We start from the raw sequence: 15,071 nt of genomic DNA on the forward strand, positions 1-15,071 counted from the left end.
TTTGCTTATTTCACTCCTTCATCATATGTGGCGAGCGGATTCCACGGGCCCTGCTGATGGCCCTTCCACTCGCTGCCGTCTTCCCACATTTCCTTTTTCCAGATGGGGACGATTTGCTTGAGCCGCTCGATCGCGTAGCGGCCCGCCTCGAAAGCCTCGTTGCGGTGGGCGGTCGCGACAGCTACGACTACGGCGATTTCCTCGATCTGCAAATTTCCGACGCGATGCTGCATGGCGACCTGTGTGCCGGGCCAGCGTTCTTCGATTTCGGCGGCGATCTGCTTCATTTTTTCGACGGCCATCGGGGCGTAGGCTTCATAGGAGAGCGAGACAGTGCGCTGTCCGTGCGTAAATTCGCGGACCGTTCCTACGAAGGTGAGAATCGCGCCGGCGTGAGGATTGCTGACAAGGCGCACCAGCCTGTCTGCACTGAGCGGCTCTTCGGTAATGGAAAAGCGCTCTTCTTCCCCGCCGCTGACGGGCGGAAGCAGGGCGATCTCGTCGCGCGGGGCGATGGCTTGATCGGGTGTTGCATATTCGTGATTGACCGAAACAAAGCAACTGCCGAGCAGCGGAGCGAGCGCAGGATACTGCCGGGCGACAGCCTCCAGCAGGTCGCGCACGGTGGCAGGCTCGGGCAGGGTCAATTGGATTTGACGTTCATGGACTCGCTCGGCCAGACCGGCGAACAGCAAGATCGTGACAGTCATTCGTGCAATTCCTCATTTCCCATTGAAAAAGTCATGCTTTTCTATGGCATGACAATATCATAATACGGCCGTGATGCCAACGTTTCGGAAGTGGCCGAAGCGTCATTGCCTGCATGCTCACGGGCGGATGAAATGTGCGTTTTTCAAATATTTTCCACAGGAGCTGATGATCGGTGTTATAGTAAAGGGATACGAAAGGGTGTGAGGAGCATGTGCACAAGCTTTGTATATCAGGGGAGCCATACTTGCATCGGCATGAATTTTGACATTTCCGACCGGCGGATCAAGCTGGTCTGTCAAAAGGACGGCCAACTGCTCGTGATGCAGGAGGACGGCGGCCAGTTTTACCCGGCGCTCGGCATCAATAAAAACGGGACGTTCATGAACTTGCAAATGGTGGAACCGAGTGAGGAAGGGAAATACCGGCGAGGGAAAAATTGCGTGCACATCATGAAGCTGTTCGCGGATGTGCTGGGAGAAAAGCTGGCTCTCACCGACGTTTTCACCTACGTTGATCAGCATGCGATCGTCAATGTCCCCGGCCACAGCGTGCACAGCCTGATCGCGGGCATGGGGCAGGCGTGTGTCGTCGAGCCGGGGAAAAAAGCGCTGGGCAGCGCGGCAATTGCGGACGAGCCGTTCATGGTCCTGACGAACTTTTCGTTGTTTGCCAGAGGCGAGCAGGAGAATGGACAGAGCGAGGCGATGGGAGCAGACCGTTATCGGGTCGCGCGGGAGCGGCTGCTCGCCGTACAGGAGCCGTTCGAGCCCGCGGCCGCGTTTTCCATCCTGCGGGAGACCGCGCAGCACGGCGGCGCTTTTCCTACCCAATTATCGCTGGTTGCCGTGGCGGAGGAAGGCGTGGTGTATTTCACGCTGCGCGCCGACTTTGCCAAAGTGCTCCGCTTTTCCTTTCACGACAGGCTCATTCAGACGGAGAGCGGGTTTACCTGGCACAGGCAGCTTCCGCTCACGAACCGGGGCGTGCTGATTTCCGAGCTGGCCGGCTGGTAAATGGTTGTGTTTGTCCCCCGATACTTTCGCGATTGCTTTTCTCCCAAAGCCAGAGTAAGGTAGAGGAGGCGCAATCATCCTGGATGCAATGAGGCGAAAATCGGAGGCAGTCCGAATTTTCGCTTGTTTTTGGAGGACGACAATGAGTGACCTGTTGACGCATTTTAATGAACAAAACCGTGCCCGCATGGTGGATGTATCGGAAAAGGACAGTTCGAAGCGCGAAGCTGTGGCCCAAAGCAAAATTTCGATGAAGCCGGAGACGCTGGCGCGCATTCGCGAAGGGCGCATCGAAAAGGGCGATGTGCTCGCGGTCGCACAGGTGGCGGGAGTCATGGCGGCGAAAAAGACGTGGGACATCATTCCGATGTGCCATCCGCTGCCGCTGACCGGGATCGACATCCGCTTTGCTTTTGCCGATGACGAGACGCTCGTGATCGAAGCGATGGTCAAAACGACTGGAAAAACCGGTGTGGAAATGGAAGCACTGACTGCAGCAAGCGTCGCAGCCTTGACAGTGTACGACATGTGCAAGGCGATGGACAAAGGCATGGTAATCGGTCCGACCAGCCTTTTGCTGAAGACAGGCGGAAAAAGCGGCGACTTCCGCCGGGGAGAGAACTGACAGATGAATCAGGCGTGGAAATCCTATCCGAGCAGCATTCGGCTCCTTTCGATTGCTGCCGTCATTTTTTCTACCGGCATGGCTTGTATTTGGCCGCTGGTTACGATCTACATTCACGAGTATCTGGGCAAGCCGCTGACGACAGCTGGCTTGCTGCTCATGTTAAACCAGGGGGCTTTTCTCATCGGCAGTCTGGCAGGCGGCATGCTCTTTGACCGCTGGGGGAAGATGAAGACGATCGTGCTGTCCTCCCTTGGCATCATCGTCATTTCCCTCTTTTTGGGCTTTACGGCCAACTTCACGGCCTACACCGTCTTGCTGCTGCTAAGCGGCTTGTTCTACGGGATGCTCTCGCCCGTCATGAACGCGCTCGCCGTCGTGCTGTGGCCCGAGGGAGGACGCAAGGTCATGAACATGATTTACGTGGCGCTGAACGCAGGCGTCGCGGCCGGCTCCGCACTCGGCGGGGTACTGGCGAGCGTGTCGTTTGCCTGGACGTTCTTCGGCAACGCCATTGCCCAGGTCTGCGTGTTCGCGATGTTCATCTTCATCCTGCCCCGGCACCTGCAAGCCGCTGCATCCGGGCAGCCAGACGGGAGCGTGGAGCTGAGGGCGGCAGACAGTCAGGCGTCAGCCGCTTTGGAAGTGCCGCGGGACGCAGCGACTTCTGTTCAAAAAGTCGTATGGGGAGCGCTGGTGCTGCTGTGCGCAGGGCTTCTCATCAGCTGGATCGTCTACGTGCAGTGGACGACGGTGCTGTCTGCCTACATGCAGTCGCTCGGCATTTCCTTGCGCCAATACAGCCTGCTCTGGACGTTGAACGGAGGGCTCATCCTGTTCGGGCAGCCGCTGATCGCGTGGATCATCAGGCGCCTCGCCCGAACGCTGCGTGCACAGTTGCTGCTGGGGACGTATGTGTTCGCCTTGTCGATGCTGATTTTGTCGCAGACGACCGCCTATGCCGGTTTTGTCGCGGCCATGTTCGTGATGACGATCGGCGAAATGCTCGTCTGGCCTGCCGTCCCGACCGTAGCGGCAGAGTTCACGCCACAAGGACGGGAAGGCTTCATCCAGGGGCTGGTATCCGGCACCGGCTCGGCAGGCCGCATGCTCGGTCCGCTGCTCGGGGCTTTCATCTTCCAGACGTTCCAGGCGCAGGGGCTGCTGTACATCATGGCTGGATTGTCCCTTTTGTCCGTTGCCTTTTTCGTTCTGCAAGGCTCCATGCAAAAGCGCGGCAAACGAAGGGGCATCCAGGCGACGATCGAAAAATAGAGCAGCGAAAAGGCGCCCGGCTTGTGCCTTTTGCCCAGATGAGAAGGCAAGTGCAGCAACCGGCAAACTTCGATAGCCGTGGAATCTTTGGCCTGCTAGAATACAAGCATGGCATTGCTGTGCATGCAGAATACGAAGAGGGAAGGGATTTGTGTGTCGCGGTCGTTGGTTCTGGTTTTGACGATGCTCAGCCTGATTTGGGGCGGGTCGTTTTTCTTTATGAAAATATTGCTCCACGAGTTCGGTCCCTGGACGATTGCCTTTCTGCGCTCGGCGCTCGGCCTGATCACGATCACCATCGTCATGCTCATCCTGAAAAAGCCGCTGGAACTGAAGCGGATCGCCTGGGGCCCGATGGTGAGGATGGCCTTGATCAATACGGCAATTCCCTGGGCGTTCATCGCCTTCAGCGAGACGCGGGTGACGAGCACAATGGCATCGGTCCTGAATGCGACGACACCGCTCTGGACGCTGGCGATCGGGATTCTGTTCTTCAAAGCCGCGGTCGGTCGCATGCAGTGGCTGGGGATGCTCATCGGCTTTTGCGGAATCATCGTCCTGCTCGACGTGAACCCTGTCTCCATCGTCTCCGTCGATGTGCTCGGCTTTCTATGCATGATGGCAGCGACCTGCTGTTATGCGGTCGGCGGGCAGTTGTCCAGGCGGCTGCCGGGCAACTTGTCTGCTTACCAGATCACGTTCGGCACCTTGCTTAGCTCTACGCTCGGCAGCGGGAGCGTTGCGTTGATGACAGAATCCTGTTCCTTCACCGCCTTCACTTCGGGCAGTACCCTTGGGGCCTTGGCGGGGATCGGCGTGTTTGGCTCCGGCATCGCGTATATTTTGTACTACTACCTGGTGCAAAAGGGCGGGCCGGAGATTGCGTCTCTCGTGACCTATCTGGTGCCGGTCACCGCCTTTGTCTGGGGCTATGCGCTGTTGCATGAAGCCATTACGTGGAACCTCATGGCAGGCATGGTCTTTATTGTGGGCGGCGTATTTTTGACGGGCAGACGGGAGAAGCCGAAAACGCAAGCGACTGTGGAGACGTAAAGGGGAAAGCAGGCTGCAGATGTCAGGCAGCCTGTTTTTTTGTCTGGAAGGCTATTCCACCGCGAAGATGCGGGCAAGGCTGCTCGTCCTGGCGCTCGCAGATGCTGCTGCACGATGGGGCGATGGTGCAAATGCAGCAAGCATCTTGACACGCTGATACGGCTCAAGTAGTATGAAGAAGATTCAAAACATTATATTCCGTGTACTTTACTTATGCAGAGAGGTGGAGGGACTGGCCCGATGAAGCCCGGCAGCGGATCTGTTTGCCCCGGCGGCAAAAGATGCTGTGCCAATTCCAGCAGGAGTATTCCTGGCAGATAAGGACGTGACGAAGCTGATCTACCCCTTTTTCTGTAAGGAAAAGGGGTTTTTGTTGCTCATATCGCGCTACCTGCATTACCCGACAGAAAGGAAATGAAGACAGATGCGTATTCAACCCTCTGACATGATCGAGCGGCTGCCGACACAGTTTTTTGCCACGCTGGTAGCGAAAGTAAACAAAGTGATCGCAGCCGGGCACGACGTCATCAATCTCGGCCAAGGCAATCCCGATTTGCCGACTCCCCCGCATATTGTAGAAGAATTGCAGGCAGCCGCCGCGCTCCCGCTGCATCATAAATATCCGCCGTTCAGCGGCCGCCTGGAGCTGAAGCAGGCAGTCGCGCATTGGTACAAGCAAGAATTCGACGTCGATCTCGATCCGGAAGAAGAAGTCGCCATCCTGTTCGGCAGCAAGACGGGCTTGGTGGAAATCTGCCAGGTGCTGATGAACCAGGGCGATGTGGCGCTGGTTCCGGACCCCGGCTATCCGGACTACTGGTCCGGCGTGGCTGTCGTGGACGGGCGCATGGTCATGATGCCGCTTCGTGCTGAAAACGGGTTTTTGCCGAACTACGGCCAGATCGCCCAGGCAGATCTGGAGCGTGCGAAGCTGATGTTCCTCAACTACCCGAACAATCCTACCGCCGTCAATGCTCCGATTGAATTTTTCGAGGAGACGATTCGCTTCGCCCGCAAAAACGAAATCGTCGTCTGCCACGACTTCGCCTACGGAGCGATCAGCTATGACGGCAAGAAGCCGGTCAGCTTCATGCAAGTGCCGGGGGCAAAAGAAGTCGGCGTCGAGTTTTACACGTTGTCCAAGACGTACAACATGGCAGGCTGGCGCGTCGGCGCGATGGTCGGCAACCGCGAGCTGGTGCGGTTGATTAACCTGATCCAGGACCACTACTTCGTGAGCCTGTTCGGAGCCGTGCAGATGGCCGCCGTCAAAGCCATGGCCGGATCGCAGCAGTGCGTCCGCGATCTCGTCGCGGTGTATGAGAGCCGGCGCAACGCTCTGTTTACCAACCTGCACCGCATCGGCTGGCAGGCGCAGCCCTCCCAAGGCTCCTTTTTCGCCTGGCTCCCGGTTCCGAGCGGCTTTACGTCCGTCGAATTTTCCGATTTGCTGCTGGAAAAAGCCCATGTCGTGGTAGCGCCTGGAAACGGTTTTGGCCCGACCGGCGAAGGCTACGTGCGCGCCGCCCTGCTGTCCGATGAAGCGCGTCTGGCAGAGGCTGTGCGCAGAATCGAGCAGCTCGGCATTTTTGCCAAAGCATAACATACAAAGGTAATACCGAAGAAACAGACCGCATTCACTGACCGATTCAGCGAGTGCGGTCTTTTCTTGCAGGACGAAAAGCGCAGCCAGAGTCACTATCAATAAAAATCATTCTCATTATTGACAGATAATGATTTTCATTATAGGATAGGAATTGCCGATGATAATTAGTCTCAATGACAACTTGGGCAAAACGGGAGGGTACCATGCGCTATCAGATTAACGGCTACACGGATATGTATACGGTGATCGCCAACGAGCGGAAGATAGGCGGGGCCATAGAAGCCAGCTCGATCCGGCTGCGTACGGGAGAAGTTTACGCCAATGCGGTACTCACTCGCCTGGAAATGTCAGGTGCGCATTTTTGCTCGATCGGTTTTGTGACGGAAGAAGGTCAGAGACTGATTGTCCACGTAGACGACATCAGCATGATTGCCGATGCTCGCCATGTCGATGTGTGCGAGCTGCGCAACGAATACATGCGGGCCGAGAAAAAGGCGGACCGTCTGAAACGGCTGAAGCGTCTGTGCGAGTTGAACGAAGGCAGCTGTACGTTGACGTTCCAGGAGGAAGCCTTGCTCCTGGCACAGGACGTGGGACTGGAAGAAGCGCATGCCCGGTTCGACCTGTCGTTCCTGCCGCAAGCAGAGAAATCGCGAGTTGTGCGGATCGCGTAGAGATCGCTTTCCATGAACAGATACATAGCCTCTTTCCCATGCGGAAAGGGGTTTTTCGTTTTCGGCAGCGGAATCGAACAGCCGCTCGACATAGCTAAAACCTATTCCCCCATAGCAAGCGAGCATTGGACATTGCTTGTCGGCAGTGATAAAACAAGATTAAACAAAATCAAGGGGGAACGGAACATGGAGTATTCATTTTCAAAATCAGTCGAAGCATTATCCTCCTCGGCGGTCCGGGAAATCTTGAAGCTGACACAAGGCAATCAGGTTCTCTCGCTGGCCGGGGGATTGCCGGCAGAGGATTCTTTTCCGATCGCAGAAATGCGGGAAGCGTTTGACCGCTCGTTCGATTTGGGTGCGAAGGCTCTGCAGTACGGTCTGACCGACGGCTATTTGCCGTTGCGCGAATGGGTGGCTTCCCGCATGAAGCAAAAACAGATGAATGTTGGCGTGGACAATATGCTGCTGACCACCGGCTCCCAGCAGGCCGTCGACTTGCTTTGCCGCGTCTATTTGGACGAAGGCGACGTCGTGCTGGTAGAAAACCCTACGTACCTGGCTGCGGTCCAATTGTTCCAATTTCGTGGTATTCGCGCCATTCCGGTGGAGGGAGACGCTGAAGGCATGGATCTGGACGATCTGGCGGCGAAAATCGCAAAATACCGCCCGAAAATGGCCTACGTCATCCCGACATTTGCCAACCCGACCGGAAAGGTGTGGTCGCTCGAGCGCCGTCTCGGCCTGCTGCGTCAGTGCAAGGAAAATAACATTCTGATTCTGGAGGACGATCCGTACGGCGAAATCCAGTTTGACGGACAGGAGCCATACCGCTCCATCTTTTCGCTGGATGAGCATCCGACCGACTCCTGTGTCGTCTACACCAGCACGTTTTCCAAGATCGTCGCGCCAGGTCTGCGCACCGGCTGGGCGATCGGGGATTCCCGCGTCATCCAGATGATGGTCAAGGCAAAACAGGCCGTCGATCTGCAGTCGAGCACCATCGACCAGATTGCGCTGCACCAGCTGTTGTCCCGCTTCGATCTGGACAGCCATATCCGGAAAATCCGCTCCTCCTACCAAGAGCGCATGGAGTGGATGCATGAACTGATGACTAGGCAGCAATGGGAAGGCGTGACGTGGGAGAAACCGCGCGGAGGGATGTTCTTCTGGGTGAACCTGCCGCAGAACTTCGATGCCGAAAAACTGCTCGCGCTCTCCGTAAAAGAAGGCGTGGCTTTCGTACCGGGCAAGCCGTTCTATGCGGAGGAAGCCAGGCTCAATACGATGCGCCTGAACTACACCCTGCTCAATCGCGAAGACACGCAGCTGGCGATTTCCCGCCTGGGCAAAGCACTGGCGCAGTATCAGCAAACGGAAGCCGTCACGAACTAGGCAGCAACGAACGCCTGGCAAACCGGGCCGCCACTGGACATAGATACAATTGCCGGACAGGAAGCTGTTCCCTTTCTGTCCGTACCAAAAAGACAGCCAAAAGAGTGGCTGTCTTTTTCAATGTCCGGGGACGATTATTCTTCTGTCTCTTCCAGCGTGCAGATGGCAGTCGGACGCTTGATGCGCAGGACGACGCACTCGTAGACGCGGAACAAGCTGTTCATTTGCTCGTCTCCGAGGAAAGACGTGTCGAAGTCTTCAGCGACGGCCAGGTCGAGATTGTGGCGGCCGGTTGCGACGAGGACACCCGCGCGTCCCTTGATCGTCGGAGATTGGAAGACGCCGTCGGTGACGAGGTTGCGGACGTGGTCGATCTCCAGCACGTTGGTTCCTTTGTGGACGCGGTGCAGCAGCGCGTACAGTTCAGGAGAGACCACGAGCGCGTAAGGACCGCTGTGGCCCATTTTCAACAGTTTGTTGCGCGCTTCCACGATGTCGGCAAAGGCATTGCCGGATTCCATCCAGTCGCTCTTGAGATGGGTGAGGCGTCCTTTCACGTTCATCAGGCCGGGCAGATCGAATTCAGCCGCCCCGTTGAAAATCAGGTCGTCTTCCAGCAGGGCGCAGCCGGAAGCGGCGTTGGCTGCCGCGCTCATGTCCAGCGGCATGCCTAGCGTACGGGCCTGGGCAACATCGCGCCAGTAGAGCATGAAGTCTTTGTACAAAATCGGGATGGTCATGCTGACGCGACGGCTCGGCTGCGTCAATTCCAGCGATTCGCCGCGCAGGCTCAGCCCGCCGAAACGGGATTCGTCGTACACGTCATTGGTAATGGTCTGGATGCCTTCTCCGAGCGGTCCGTAAATGTCGATGAAGCGGCGGCCGACCAGTTGGCGACGGGCCATGTCGACGACAGTCGCGTCCAGCTGGTTCCATTCCTCGTGAGTCAGGGGAGAGTCCGGGTATTTGCGAAGCTTGTCCATTGCTATACCTCCAAGTCAGTCAGGATTGTAGGATTAGTGCAAACCTTTCAAGCTGCCTACGGTCAGTCCCTTTTTGCCGGGGACGGAAGCAGGAGCAGCCGGATGCGAGGTGACGGACGCAACGCCCGCCGACGCCTTCAGATGGTCCACCTGATGAACGTCATGCCCTTCGTCGTGGTCAGTCAGATCCGCGTGGTACACATCCGAGAAGCGTTCGCTCAGCCTGCTCATGATGTCTTTTACCAGCAAGTAGTCAGCATGCGTTTTTTCCCGCATGCCGTCGAGGTCGAGCCGCGTCTCTTCATCGCGAAACTCGTACAGGGACAGTTCCAGATGCTCGCGGAAATTGTGCAGCCCGAAGCGCTCCAGATTAATATCGGACAGCAGACGAGACAGCTCGCGGTCGCTCAATTGATCCGATTTCTGATTCGCAGCCAGTTCTTCCAGATGGGGAACCAGTTGCTCCAGGCGCCCCAAACGCTGTTCTTCTTCTTCCAGAATGTGATGGTAATACAGGCGGGTGTGCTCGTCCTGGGCAGCGTCAACGATGGGCTGAATGATGCTCATGAAACGGTTGATGTAGCCTCTGGTACGATCAAAAATGGCGTGCAGCTGTGAAAAGTCTTGCACCCTCCGCCACCTCCTCGCTTTGAACTGTTCCTTCATTATACGCATGGAAAAATCCACCGGGCAAGAAGCAAGTAGATTTCTCTCATATTTGTTCGTAGTTTTGTTTTTTTACAAAAAAGATATCATGGAGAGTATTGTCAAAGCTAATTGGTAATGATAATATTTATCAATAAGAGTGATATTCATTATCAACTACACATTTGAGAATCAACATAGATAGAAGAATCACCCGAATCCCAAGGAGGTAACAAGGCTATGTCATCCATTTTAGTCATCGGCGGAGATCGCCTCGGCAATATTATCGAGTTTTTGCAGGAGAGAGGATTCCAGGAAATCCATCATGTGACGGGGCGAAAAAGCTCCCAGACCGGAGTAAAAATTCCTACTGGCACACACATGATTCTCGTATTGACGGATTACGTCAATCACAACCTGGCCAAAACCGTAAAAAATCAGGCAAAAGATCGGGAGCTGCCCATTGTGTTCTGCAAGCGTTCGTGCTCCGCGATTGCCAAGGCTTTCCAAATAACGGCGTAAATACATACCTCCCGCGGTGGACAGACTACTAGCGAGACTGATACCACGGAGGAATGCCGCAATGGAACCAAAACGCCTGCACGAATTGCCGCTTGCACAGCTGACGGCCGCCCAACTGGAGCAGCTCAAACAGGCAGAGGAACAGATCAATTCCGATGGCCGACAGGTGTATCTAATCGCCTATGAAAAGCAAGCCCCGTCCCGCTAGACGGGGTTTTTGTCTGCTCTTTTTTGTCTGATTCCGCTGCCGCAGCCTACGCCGCTGGCGGCGCAGCCGGGTGCTTCTGCCATGACCTCATGGGCCGCTTATTTGAATACATACTGCTCCAGTTGCGCTTTGAGCGCATCGATCCCGATGGCAAAGCCAAGGCATTGGCTGGACTGGATGATGAAGGCGTTCAGGCCAATCACTTCGCCGTTCAGATTGATGAGCGGACCGCCGCTGTTTCCCGGATTGATCGCCGCATCCGTCTGGAAAATTTCTTCATACAGCCGTTTGGCGACCTGCAATCTCCGGTTTTTCGCGCTGATGATCCCGGCTGTTACGGAATTTTCCAAACCGAGTGGAGAACCACTTGTTCCCATAGAGACAAAAAAGAGGAAAATACTTAGCGAAAGCGGAGAAAGATCACCTGCACACCCCGTTTGCGGGCGTGCGGGACGAAGGGGCTCGCGGTGGCTTCGATGCGTTCGATCAGGCTGGTCGCAAGCTGCCGCCTTTCCTCGCGGGTCGCTTCGTCCCAGATCCATTCCCAGTTTGCAAGCAGGCTGATTTCATCCGGTCCAGCCAACGGGTGAGCGGCCTCTTGCGCCAGATCAGCCAAGGGCAGGGCTGACGCGGCCTTTAGCTCTGCCAGCTTTGCGCGAAAGTCTGTCAGGGAAATCAGCCCTTCGGCATACGCCTCCTCCCAGCGCCTGCGCTTTTGCGTGAGCGCTTTTTCCGTTTGCCTGCCGTCTGAAGGGGCGGCCTGCCTTTGTGAACGGAGGACAGCGGCGGCGGCCGCCATTGCTTCGGCTGTGTAGTGCCTGAGTTGGGCGAGGACGGCGTCGGCCAGCCGGTCTTCGCGGATCGGCAGCGCATGGCACGCCCCTGATTGCCTCGCTGCGCACGAGTAGTAGATGTGGGCGTGATTTCGGCTCGCCTTTCCGCGCATCGGCGAACCGCAGGAGGAGCAGTACAGCAGGCCGGAAAACAGGAAGGGGGAGGAGAGCACACGAGGATGCCGCGTGCTGCGTTGCTCCATTTTTTGCTTCACGGCCGTAAACAGCTGTTCGTCGATGATCGCCGGATGCGCCGATTTCTGGAGCAGCCAGTCTTTTTGCGGATGGGGCTTTTGTTCCGCGTCTGCGTAATTCCAGCGCAAGGCTCCGTAGTAGACCGGGTTTTTCAGCAGGCGCAGCACGGCGCTGGCACTCCACGGCGCGCCATTTTTACCCCGTGCGCCGAGACAGTTGGCTTGTTCGGCAATTTTGCGCGGCGTCTCTCCGCTGGCGTACTGCTCGAACATCATCCGGACAGCAGCCGCCTCCTCGGGGACGATGGCCAGTGCGCCATCGCGCAAATTGTAGCCGTACGGCGCGGGACCGCCTGGCCGCTTGCGCTCTTTGACCATCTGCTCCATGCCGAGCTTGACGCGCTCCGCCAGGTTTTCCCGCTCCCACTGGGCCAGTGCTGCCACCAACGTAATGAACAGGCGGCCCATGGCCGTCGTCGTGTCGTATACTTCCGTGCAGCTCTTGAAGCGCACGCCGCAGCGCTCGAATTCCTGCAGCAGCTGATACAGATCGAGCACGGACCGCGTGAGGCGATCCAGACGGTACACCAGCACGACGTCGATCCCGCCGCTGCGCACATCCGCCAGCAGTCGGGCCAGCTGGGGGCGGTTCATATCTTTGGCGCTGACTCCTTCATCCACGTACAGGCGGGTGACCGTCCAGTCCTGCGAATGCGCGTACGCGAGCAGCTTTTCCCGTTGGGCAGGGATGGAAAACCCTTCACGCGCCTGATCCTCCGTACTGACCCTGATGTAAACAGCCGTTCTCACGTTTGATCCCCTCCCGTAGCGAGCAGGTTGCTAGAGTCTACAGCAGGAGGGGAGCGCTTATGCCTGGCCCCAGACAAAAAAAGCCCCGCTGCTCATCCGCTATGGACTAGGCGGGGGAAGCTACATCCACTTTTGACCCCATTCGTGGATGGATTCGATCACCGGGCGCAGATCCTTGCCTTTTTCGGTAAGCTCATATTCAATGCGAACGGGAATTTCCGGGTACACCTTCCGCTCCAGAATCCCCAGCTCCTCCAGTTCCTTTAACCGCTCTGACAGCATTTTGTCGCTCATTTGCGGGACCATTTCCCGGATGTCCTTGAATCGTACAGCACCGCGCAGCAAGACGTGGAGGATCAAGCCGGTCCACCGTTTTCCCAGGACGTTGATCGCACCCTCGTACTTCGGACACATGTGTTCGCCAGCAAAATCATGATTCATGACGGCGTCACCTCTACCAGACAGGTTTGAATTATCCTTAATTGTAGCACATGGACTTAAAAGAAGTAAGTAACAGAAGTTTAGCCGCATTCTCCTGTTCAGATTCGCCCAAACGCAGGCAGACTATACTGCCAATTAGCGGCATGAACCGCCGGGCGCCGCACACATACACTATGGAAAAAGACCAGAGGGGGAGAGATTGGACATGTCTCTCAAGAAAACCATCGGCATTTTGGCCTGGAGAGAGGGCAAGCGGTTCGGTGAGCCTCACTATTTGCGCCAGCTGGTGCGTGCAGGCAGGTCGCTGGGAGCGGAGGTGTACGTGTTCTCCCATCAGGATGTGTACGCCAGGGAGAAGAAGATCAGAGGCTTTGTGCCCGGCTCTGCTGGAGGCTGGGAGAGCCGCTGGTACGCGTGGCCGCAGATCGTCATCGACCGTTACCGCAGACGCGTGCCTGCCTACATGAAGCTGCGGCACAGCGGACTGTTTGAATTTGCCAACAGTCCGTTCAGCAAAAAATGGCGAGTGACCCAGCTGCTGACTGACGATTCGCGTGTCAGGCACTGGATTCCGGAGACATTCGTGTACTCGCCTGCCAAGATGAGAAAGATGCTGGAGCAGCACCTGATCGTCTATGTGAAGCCGGGAAACGGCACGGGAGGGAGAAGCATCTTGAAGGTGTCCGCCAAGGGAGGCGGGTATGAGCTGTCAGGCCGCGACAAAAGCTACGCACGCAAAACAGCAAGACTGCGCCGGGCGGATGATGTCGGGAGATGGGTCAAACGGTGGGTCGAGGAGCAGCGCATTTCGGGAGGGAACTTCCTCGTGCAGCAAGGCTTGGACCTGGAGCTGGTGCGGGGCCGCGTGGCAGACGTCCGCCTGTTGATCCAAAAAGACGGAAATGGCGAGTGGCGCGTCACTGGCTGCGGTGTCCGGGTCGGAAAGAGCGGCAGTTCCACCTCCAATCTGCACGGCGGCGGAAAAGCATTTCCGTTTCACCTGCTGGTCGCCAGACGCTTCGGGGAAGACCGTGCCCAGCAAATCTTGCGCGAATGCCACACGATGGCCCATGCGATCGCGCGCGTACTCGAGGAGCATTTCGGCCGCATGATGGAATTTGGCCTGGACATCGGCGTGGATGTGAACGGGAGAGTGTGGCTGATCGAGGTCAATCCCAAGCCAGGGCGGGAAATCTTCCGCCAGATGGGAGCGATGGATCTGTACGCAGAGGCCGTCAGCAGACCCGTCCAGTTCGCCCTTTACCTGCTCGCGGAAAAGGAAGCGAAGGACAGTTCCAAAACCGTGACCCAAGCGCCCGGACGCAAGCGGCAAACCGGGTAAGCGGCCCGTCCGTTTTTGGCTCTATGGCGACAGGTGGGGAACCGACGCTAATGACCCATTCGCCTACCCGCGTGCGGGACGATTTGCCCAAAGGCAACGGAAACAATTTGCAGTCCGCGTCGATCTTGATGACAGCATAGTCGCGTACGCGATCCGACAAGATGCGCTGCGCTTCAAAGACGCGGCCGTTAAACAGTTTGACGTAAATGCGTTTCGACTTGCCGATGACGTGTTCGCTGGTCAGGATATATCCTTTGGGGTGAAAGAGAAATCCTGAACCAAAGCTGCGCTCCGTGGCCGATGGTATTTCTTCTTCGTTAATCAGGCTGCGAATCAGGGAGTCCACGTTTTTGGAATGGGGAGTGTCCTCGGTGACGATGGAAACCACTCCCTCTTGCACTCGTTCGACGATGGGTACAAAGAAGTTGAAGGGATGCAAACTGCTGCTGCTCACGGGGTACTTTACCCGCGTATATTGGGACCATTTTTTACTTTTCACCGACTTCTCCCCCTACAGCAGATAGGTATGTATCATCTTATGGAGCCAGGATAGGGAAGGGAAGCCCAATTTTTCCTAGCGTCGAGCATATATCAGTGCTTACATATCGTTATTTTTAATTGATATAATAAAGAAATAACATTGGTATAATTATTAGAATTGATTTATAATATGTTTAGTTCAAGAATATTTTGAACATAAAGGCTTTGGGGGTTCTTTTGAGCGTAACGAGAGCAATTTGC

The 15,071-nt window shown here is 56.4% G+C and carries 18 protein-coding genes and 1 riboswitch; of the genes, 11 read left to right on the forward strand and 7 right to left on the reverse strand.

Annotated elements, in window-relative coordinates:
- Positions 1–5 precede the first annotated feature (5 nt).
- Positions 6–710 carry a molybdenum cofactor biosynthesis protein gene (locus ACFSO0_RS12950; RefSeq protein ID WP_376880886.1) on the reverse strand — a complete coding sequence of 235 codons (705 nt, stop codon included), beginning with the start codon at positions 708–710 and terminating at the stop codon, positions 6–8.
- Between the two features lie 210 nt (positions 711–920).
- On the opposite strand from ACFSO0_RS12950, the gene ACFSO0_RS12955 reads away from it, so the two are divergent.
- The 8 genes from ACFSO0_RS12955 to ACFSO0_RS12990 all read left to right on the forward strand — a co-directional run bounded on the left by ACFSO0_RS12955 (position 921) and on the right by ACFSO0_RS12990 (position 8,352).
- On the forward strand, positions 921–1,724 hold the full coding sequence (locus ACFSO0_RS12955) for a hypothetical protein (RefSeq protein ID WP_376880889.1): 804 nt from the start codon (positions 921–923) through the stop codon (positions 1,722–1,724).
- A 142-nt stretch (positions 1,725–1,866) separates the two neighbouring features.
- Positions 1,867–2,349, forward strand: coding sequence for a cyclic pyranopterin monophosphate synthase MoaC (gene moaC / locus ACFSO0_RS12960; RefSeq protein WP_376880891.1), 483 nt, complete (start codon positions 1,867–1,869; stop codon positions 2,347–2,349).
- A 3-nt stretch (positions 2,350–2,352) separates the two neighbouring features.
- On the forward strand, positions 2,353–3,624 hold the full coding sequence (locus ACFSO0_RS12965; RefSeq protein WP_376880894.1) for an MFS transporter: 1,272 nt from the start codon (positions 2,353–2,355) through the stop codon (positions 3,622–3,624).
- 153 nt (positions 3,625–3,777) lie between these two features.
- Entirely contained in the window at positions 3,778–4,677 is a 900-nt protein-coding gene (locus ACFSO0_RS12970) for a DMT family transporter (RefSeq protein ID WP_376880897.1), read from the forward strand.
- A gap of 19 nt (positions 4,678–4,696) precedes the next feature.
- On the forward strand, positions 4,697–4,834 hold the full coding sequence (locus ACFSO0_RS12975) for a hypothetical protein (protein WP_376880899.1): 138 nt from the start codon (positions 4,697–4,699) through the stop codon (positions 4,832–4,834).
- 51 nt (positions 4,835–4,885) lie between these two features.
- Positions 4,886–5,001: riboswitch (SAM riboswitch) on the forward strand.
- A 100-nt stretch (positions 5,002–5,101) separates the two neighbouring features.
- A complete protein-coding gene (locus ACFSO0_RS12980; protein WP_376880902.1) occupies positions 5,102–6,280 on the forward strand; it encodes a pyridoxal phosphate-dependent aminotransferase in 1,179 nt (392 codons plus the stop codon).
- Between the two features lie 206 nt (positions 6,281–6,486).
- Positions 6,487–6,957, forward strand: coding sequence for a hypothetical protein (locus ACFSO0_RS12985; RefSeq protein ID WP_376880904.1), 471 nt, complete (start codon positions 6,487–6,489; stop codon positions 6,955–6,957).
- A gap of 186 nt (positions 6,958–7,143) precedes the next feature.
- On the forward strand, positions 7,144–8,352 hold the full coding sequence (locus ACFSO0_RS12990) for an aminotransferase-like domain-containing protein (RefSeq protein WP_376880907.1): 1,209 nt from the start codon (positions 7,144–7,146) through the stop codon (positions 8,350–8,352).
- Positions 8,353–8,486: 134 nt separating this feature from the next.
- Here ACFSO0_RS12990 and ACFSO0_RS12995 read toward each other — a convergent pair whose 3' ends face one another.
- Complete coding sequence (locus ACFSO0_RS12995) at positions 8,487–9,335, reverse strand: family 1 encapsulin nanocompartment shell protein (protein WP_376880910.1); 849 nt, start codon at positions 9,333–9,335, stop codon at positions 8,487–8,489.
- Between the two features lie 33 nt (positions 9,336–9,368).
- Positions 9,369–9,965, reverse strand: coding sequence for an IMEF encapsulin system ferritin-like cargo protein (locus ACFSO0_RS13000; RefSeq protein WP_376880912.1), 597 nt, complete (start codon positions 9,963–9,965; stop codon positions 9,369–9,371).
- 255 nt (positions 9,966–10,220) lie between these two features.
- Here ACFSO0_RS13000 and ACFSO0_RS13005 point away from each other — a divergent pair, with 255 nt between their 5' ends.
- Both ACFSO0_RS13005 and ACFSO0_RS13010 read left to right on the forward strand, forming a co-directional pair.
- A complete protein-coding gene (locus ACFSO0_RS13005; RefSeq protein ID WP_376880915.1) occupies positions 10,221–10,502 on the forward strand; it encodes a DUF2325 domain-containing protein in 282 nt (93 codons plus the stop codon).
- A gap of 61 nt (positions 10,503–10,563) precedes the next feature.
- Positions 10,564–10,710: a hypothetical protein gene (locus ACFSO0_RS13010; RefSeq protein ID WP_376880917.1), complete on the forward strand. Its 147-nt coding sequence runs from the start codon at positions 10,564–10,566 to the stop codon at positions 10,708–10,710.
- Between the two features lie 98 nt (positions 10,711–10,808).
- Here ACFSO0_RS13010 and ACFSO0_RS13015 read toward each other — a convergent pair whose 3' ends face one another.
- The 3 genes from ACFSO0_RS13015 to ACFSO0_RS13025 all read right to left on the reverse strand — a co-directional run bounded on the left by ACFSO0_RS13015 (position 10,809) and on the right by ACFSO0_RS13025 (position 12,988).
- A complete protein-coding gene (locus ACFSO0_RS13015) occupies positions 10,809–11,087 on the reverse strand; it encodes a S1C family serine protease (protein ID WP_376880919.1) in 279 nt (92 codons plus the stop codon).
- Between the two features lie 23 nt (positions 11,088–11,110).
- The gene (locus ACFSO0_RS13020; protein ID WP_376880922.1) at positions 11,111–12,547 is read right to left on the reverse strand and encodes a recombinase family protein; all 1,437 of its coding nucleotides are present in this window, start codon (positions 12,545–12,547) and stop codon (positions 11,111–11,113) included.
- A 120-nt stretch (positions 12,548–12,667) separates the two neighbouring features.
- Entirely contained in the window at positions 12,668–12,988 is a 321-nt protein-coding gene (locus ACFSO0_RS13025; protein WP_376880924.1) for a winged helix-turn-helix transcriptional regulator, read from the reverse strand.
- Positions 12,989–13,193: 205 nt separating this feature from the next.
- Between ACFSO0_RS13025 and ACFSO0_RS13030 the strand changes: the two genes are divergently transcribed.
- Complete coding sequence (locus ACFSO0_RS13030; RefSeq protein ID WP_376880926.1) at positions 13,194–14,330, forward strand: YheC/YheD family endospore coat-associated protein; 1,137 nt, start codon at positions 13,194–13,196, stop codon at positions 14,328–14,330.
- Here ACFSO0_RS13030 and ACFSO0_RS13035 read toward each other — a convergent pair.
- Positions 14,224–14,829: a S1C family serine protease gene (locus ACFSO0_RS13035; protein ID WP_376880929.1), complete on the reverse strand. Its 606-nt coding sequence runs from the start codon at positions 14,827–14,829 to the stop codon at positions 14,224–14,226. The two genes, ACFSO0_RS13030 and ACFSO0_RS13035, sit on opposite strands and share 107 nt — an antisense overlap.
- Positions 14,830–15,071 lie beyond the last annotated feature (242 nt).

The sequence above is a fragment of the Brevibacillus sp. GCM10020057 genome (assembly GCF_042683565.1).
Lineage (GTDB): Bacteria > Bacillota > Bacilli > Brevibacillales > Brevibacillaceae > Brevibacillus.

What these genes read in the sequence shown, in the direction of transcription:
- ACFSO0_RS12990 (WP_376880907.1), top strand. Translation starts at nt 7,144, where the DNA reads ATGGAGTATTCATTTTCAAAATCAGTCGAAGCATTATCCTCCTCGGCG.
- ACFSO0_RS12995 (WP_376880910.1), bottom strand. Translation starts at nt 9,335, where the DNA reads ATGGACAAGCTTCGCAAATACCCGGACTCTCCCCTGACTCACGAGGAA.
- ACFSO0_RS13015 (WP_376880919.1), bottom strand. Translation starts at nt 11,087, where the DNA reads ATGGGAACAAGTGGTTCTCCACTCGGTTTGGAAAATTCCGTAACAGCC.
- ACFSO0_RS13010 (WP_376880917.1), top strand. Translation starts at nt 10,564, where the DNA reads ATGGAACCAAAACGCCTGCACGAATTGCCGCTTGCACAGCTGACGGCC.
- ACFSO0_RS12975 (WP_376880899.1), top strand. Translation starts at nt 4,697, where the DNA reads ATGTCAGGCAGCCTGTTTTTTTGTCTGGAAGGCTATTCCACCGCGAAG.
- ACFSO0_RS13005 (WP_376880915.1), top strand. Translation starts at nt 10,221, where the DNA reads ATGTCATCCATTTTAGTCATCGGCGGAGATCGCCTCGGCAATATTATC.
- ACFSO0_RS13030 (WP_376880926.1), top strand. Translation starts at nt 13,194, where the DNA reads ATGTCTCTCAAGAAAACCATCGGCATTTTGGCCTGGAGAGAGGGCAAG.
- ACFSO0_RS12965 (WP_376880894.1), top strand. Translation starts at nt 2,353, where the DNA reads ATGAATCAGGCGTGGAAATCCTATCCGAGCAGCATTCGGCTCCTTTCG.
- ACFSO0_RS12955 (WP_376880889.1), top strand. Translation starts at nt 921, where the DNA reads ATGTGCACAAGCTTTGTATATCAGGGGAGCCATACTTGCATCGGCATG.
- ACFSO0_RS13025 (WP_376880924.1), bottom strand. Translation starts at nt 12,988, where the DNA reads ATGAATCATGATTTTGCTGGCGAACACATGTGTCCGAAGTACGAGGGT.
- moaC (WP_376880891.1), top strand. Translation starts at nt 1,867, where the DNA reads ATGAGTGACCTGTTGACGCATTTTAATGAACAAAACCGTGCCCGCATG.
- ACFSO0_RS12950 (WP_376880886.1), bottom strand. Translation starts at nt 710, where the DNA reads ATGACTGTCACGATCTTGCTGTTCGCCGGTCTGGCCGAGCGAGTCCAT.
- ACFSO0_RS12980 (WP_376880902.1), top strand. Translation starts at nt 5,102, where the DNA reads ATGCGTATTCAACCCTCTGACATGATCGAGCGGCTGCCGACACAGTTT.
- ACFSO0_RS12985 (WP_376880904.1), top strand. Translation starts at nt 6,487, where the DNA reads ATGCGCTATCAGATTAACGGCTACACGGATATGTATACGGTGATCGCC.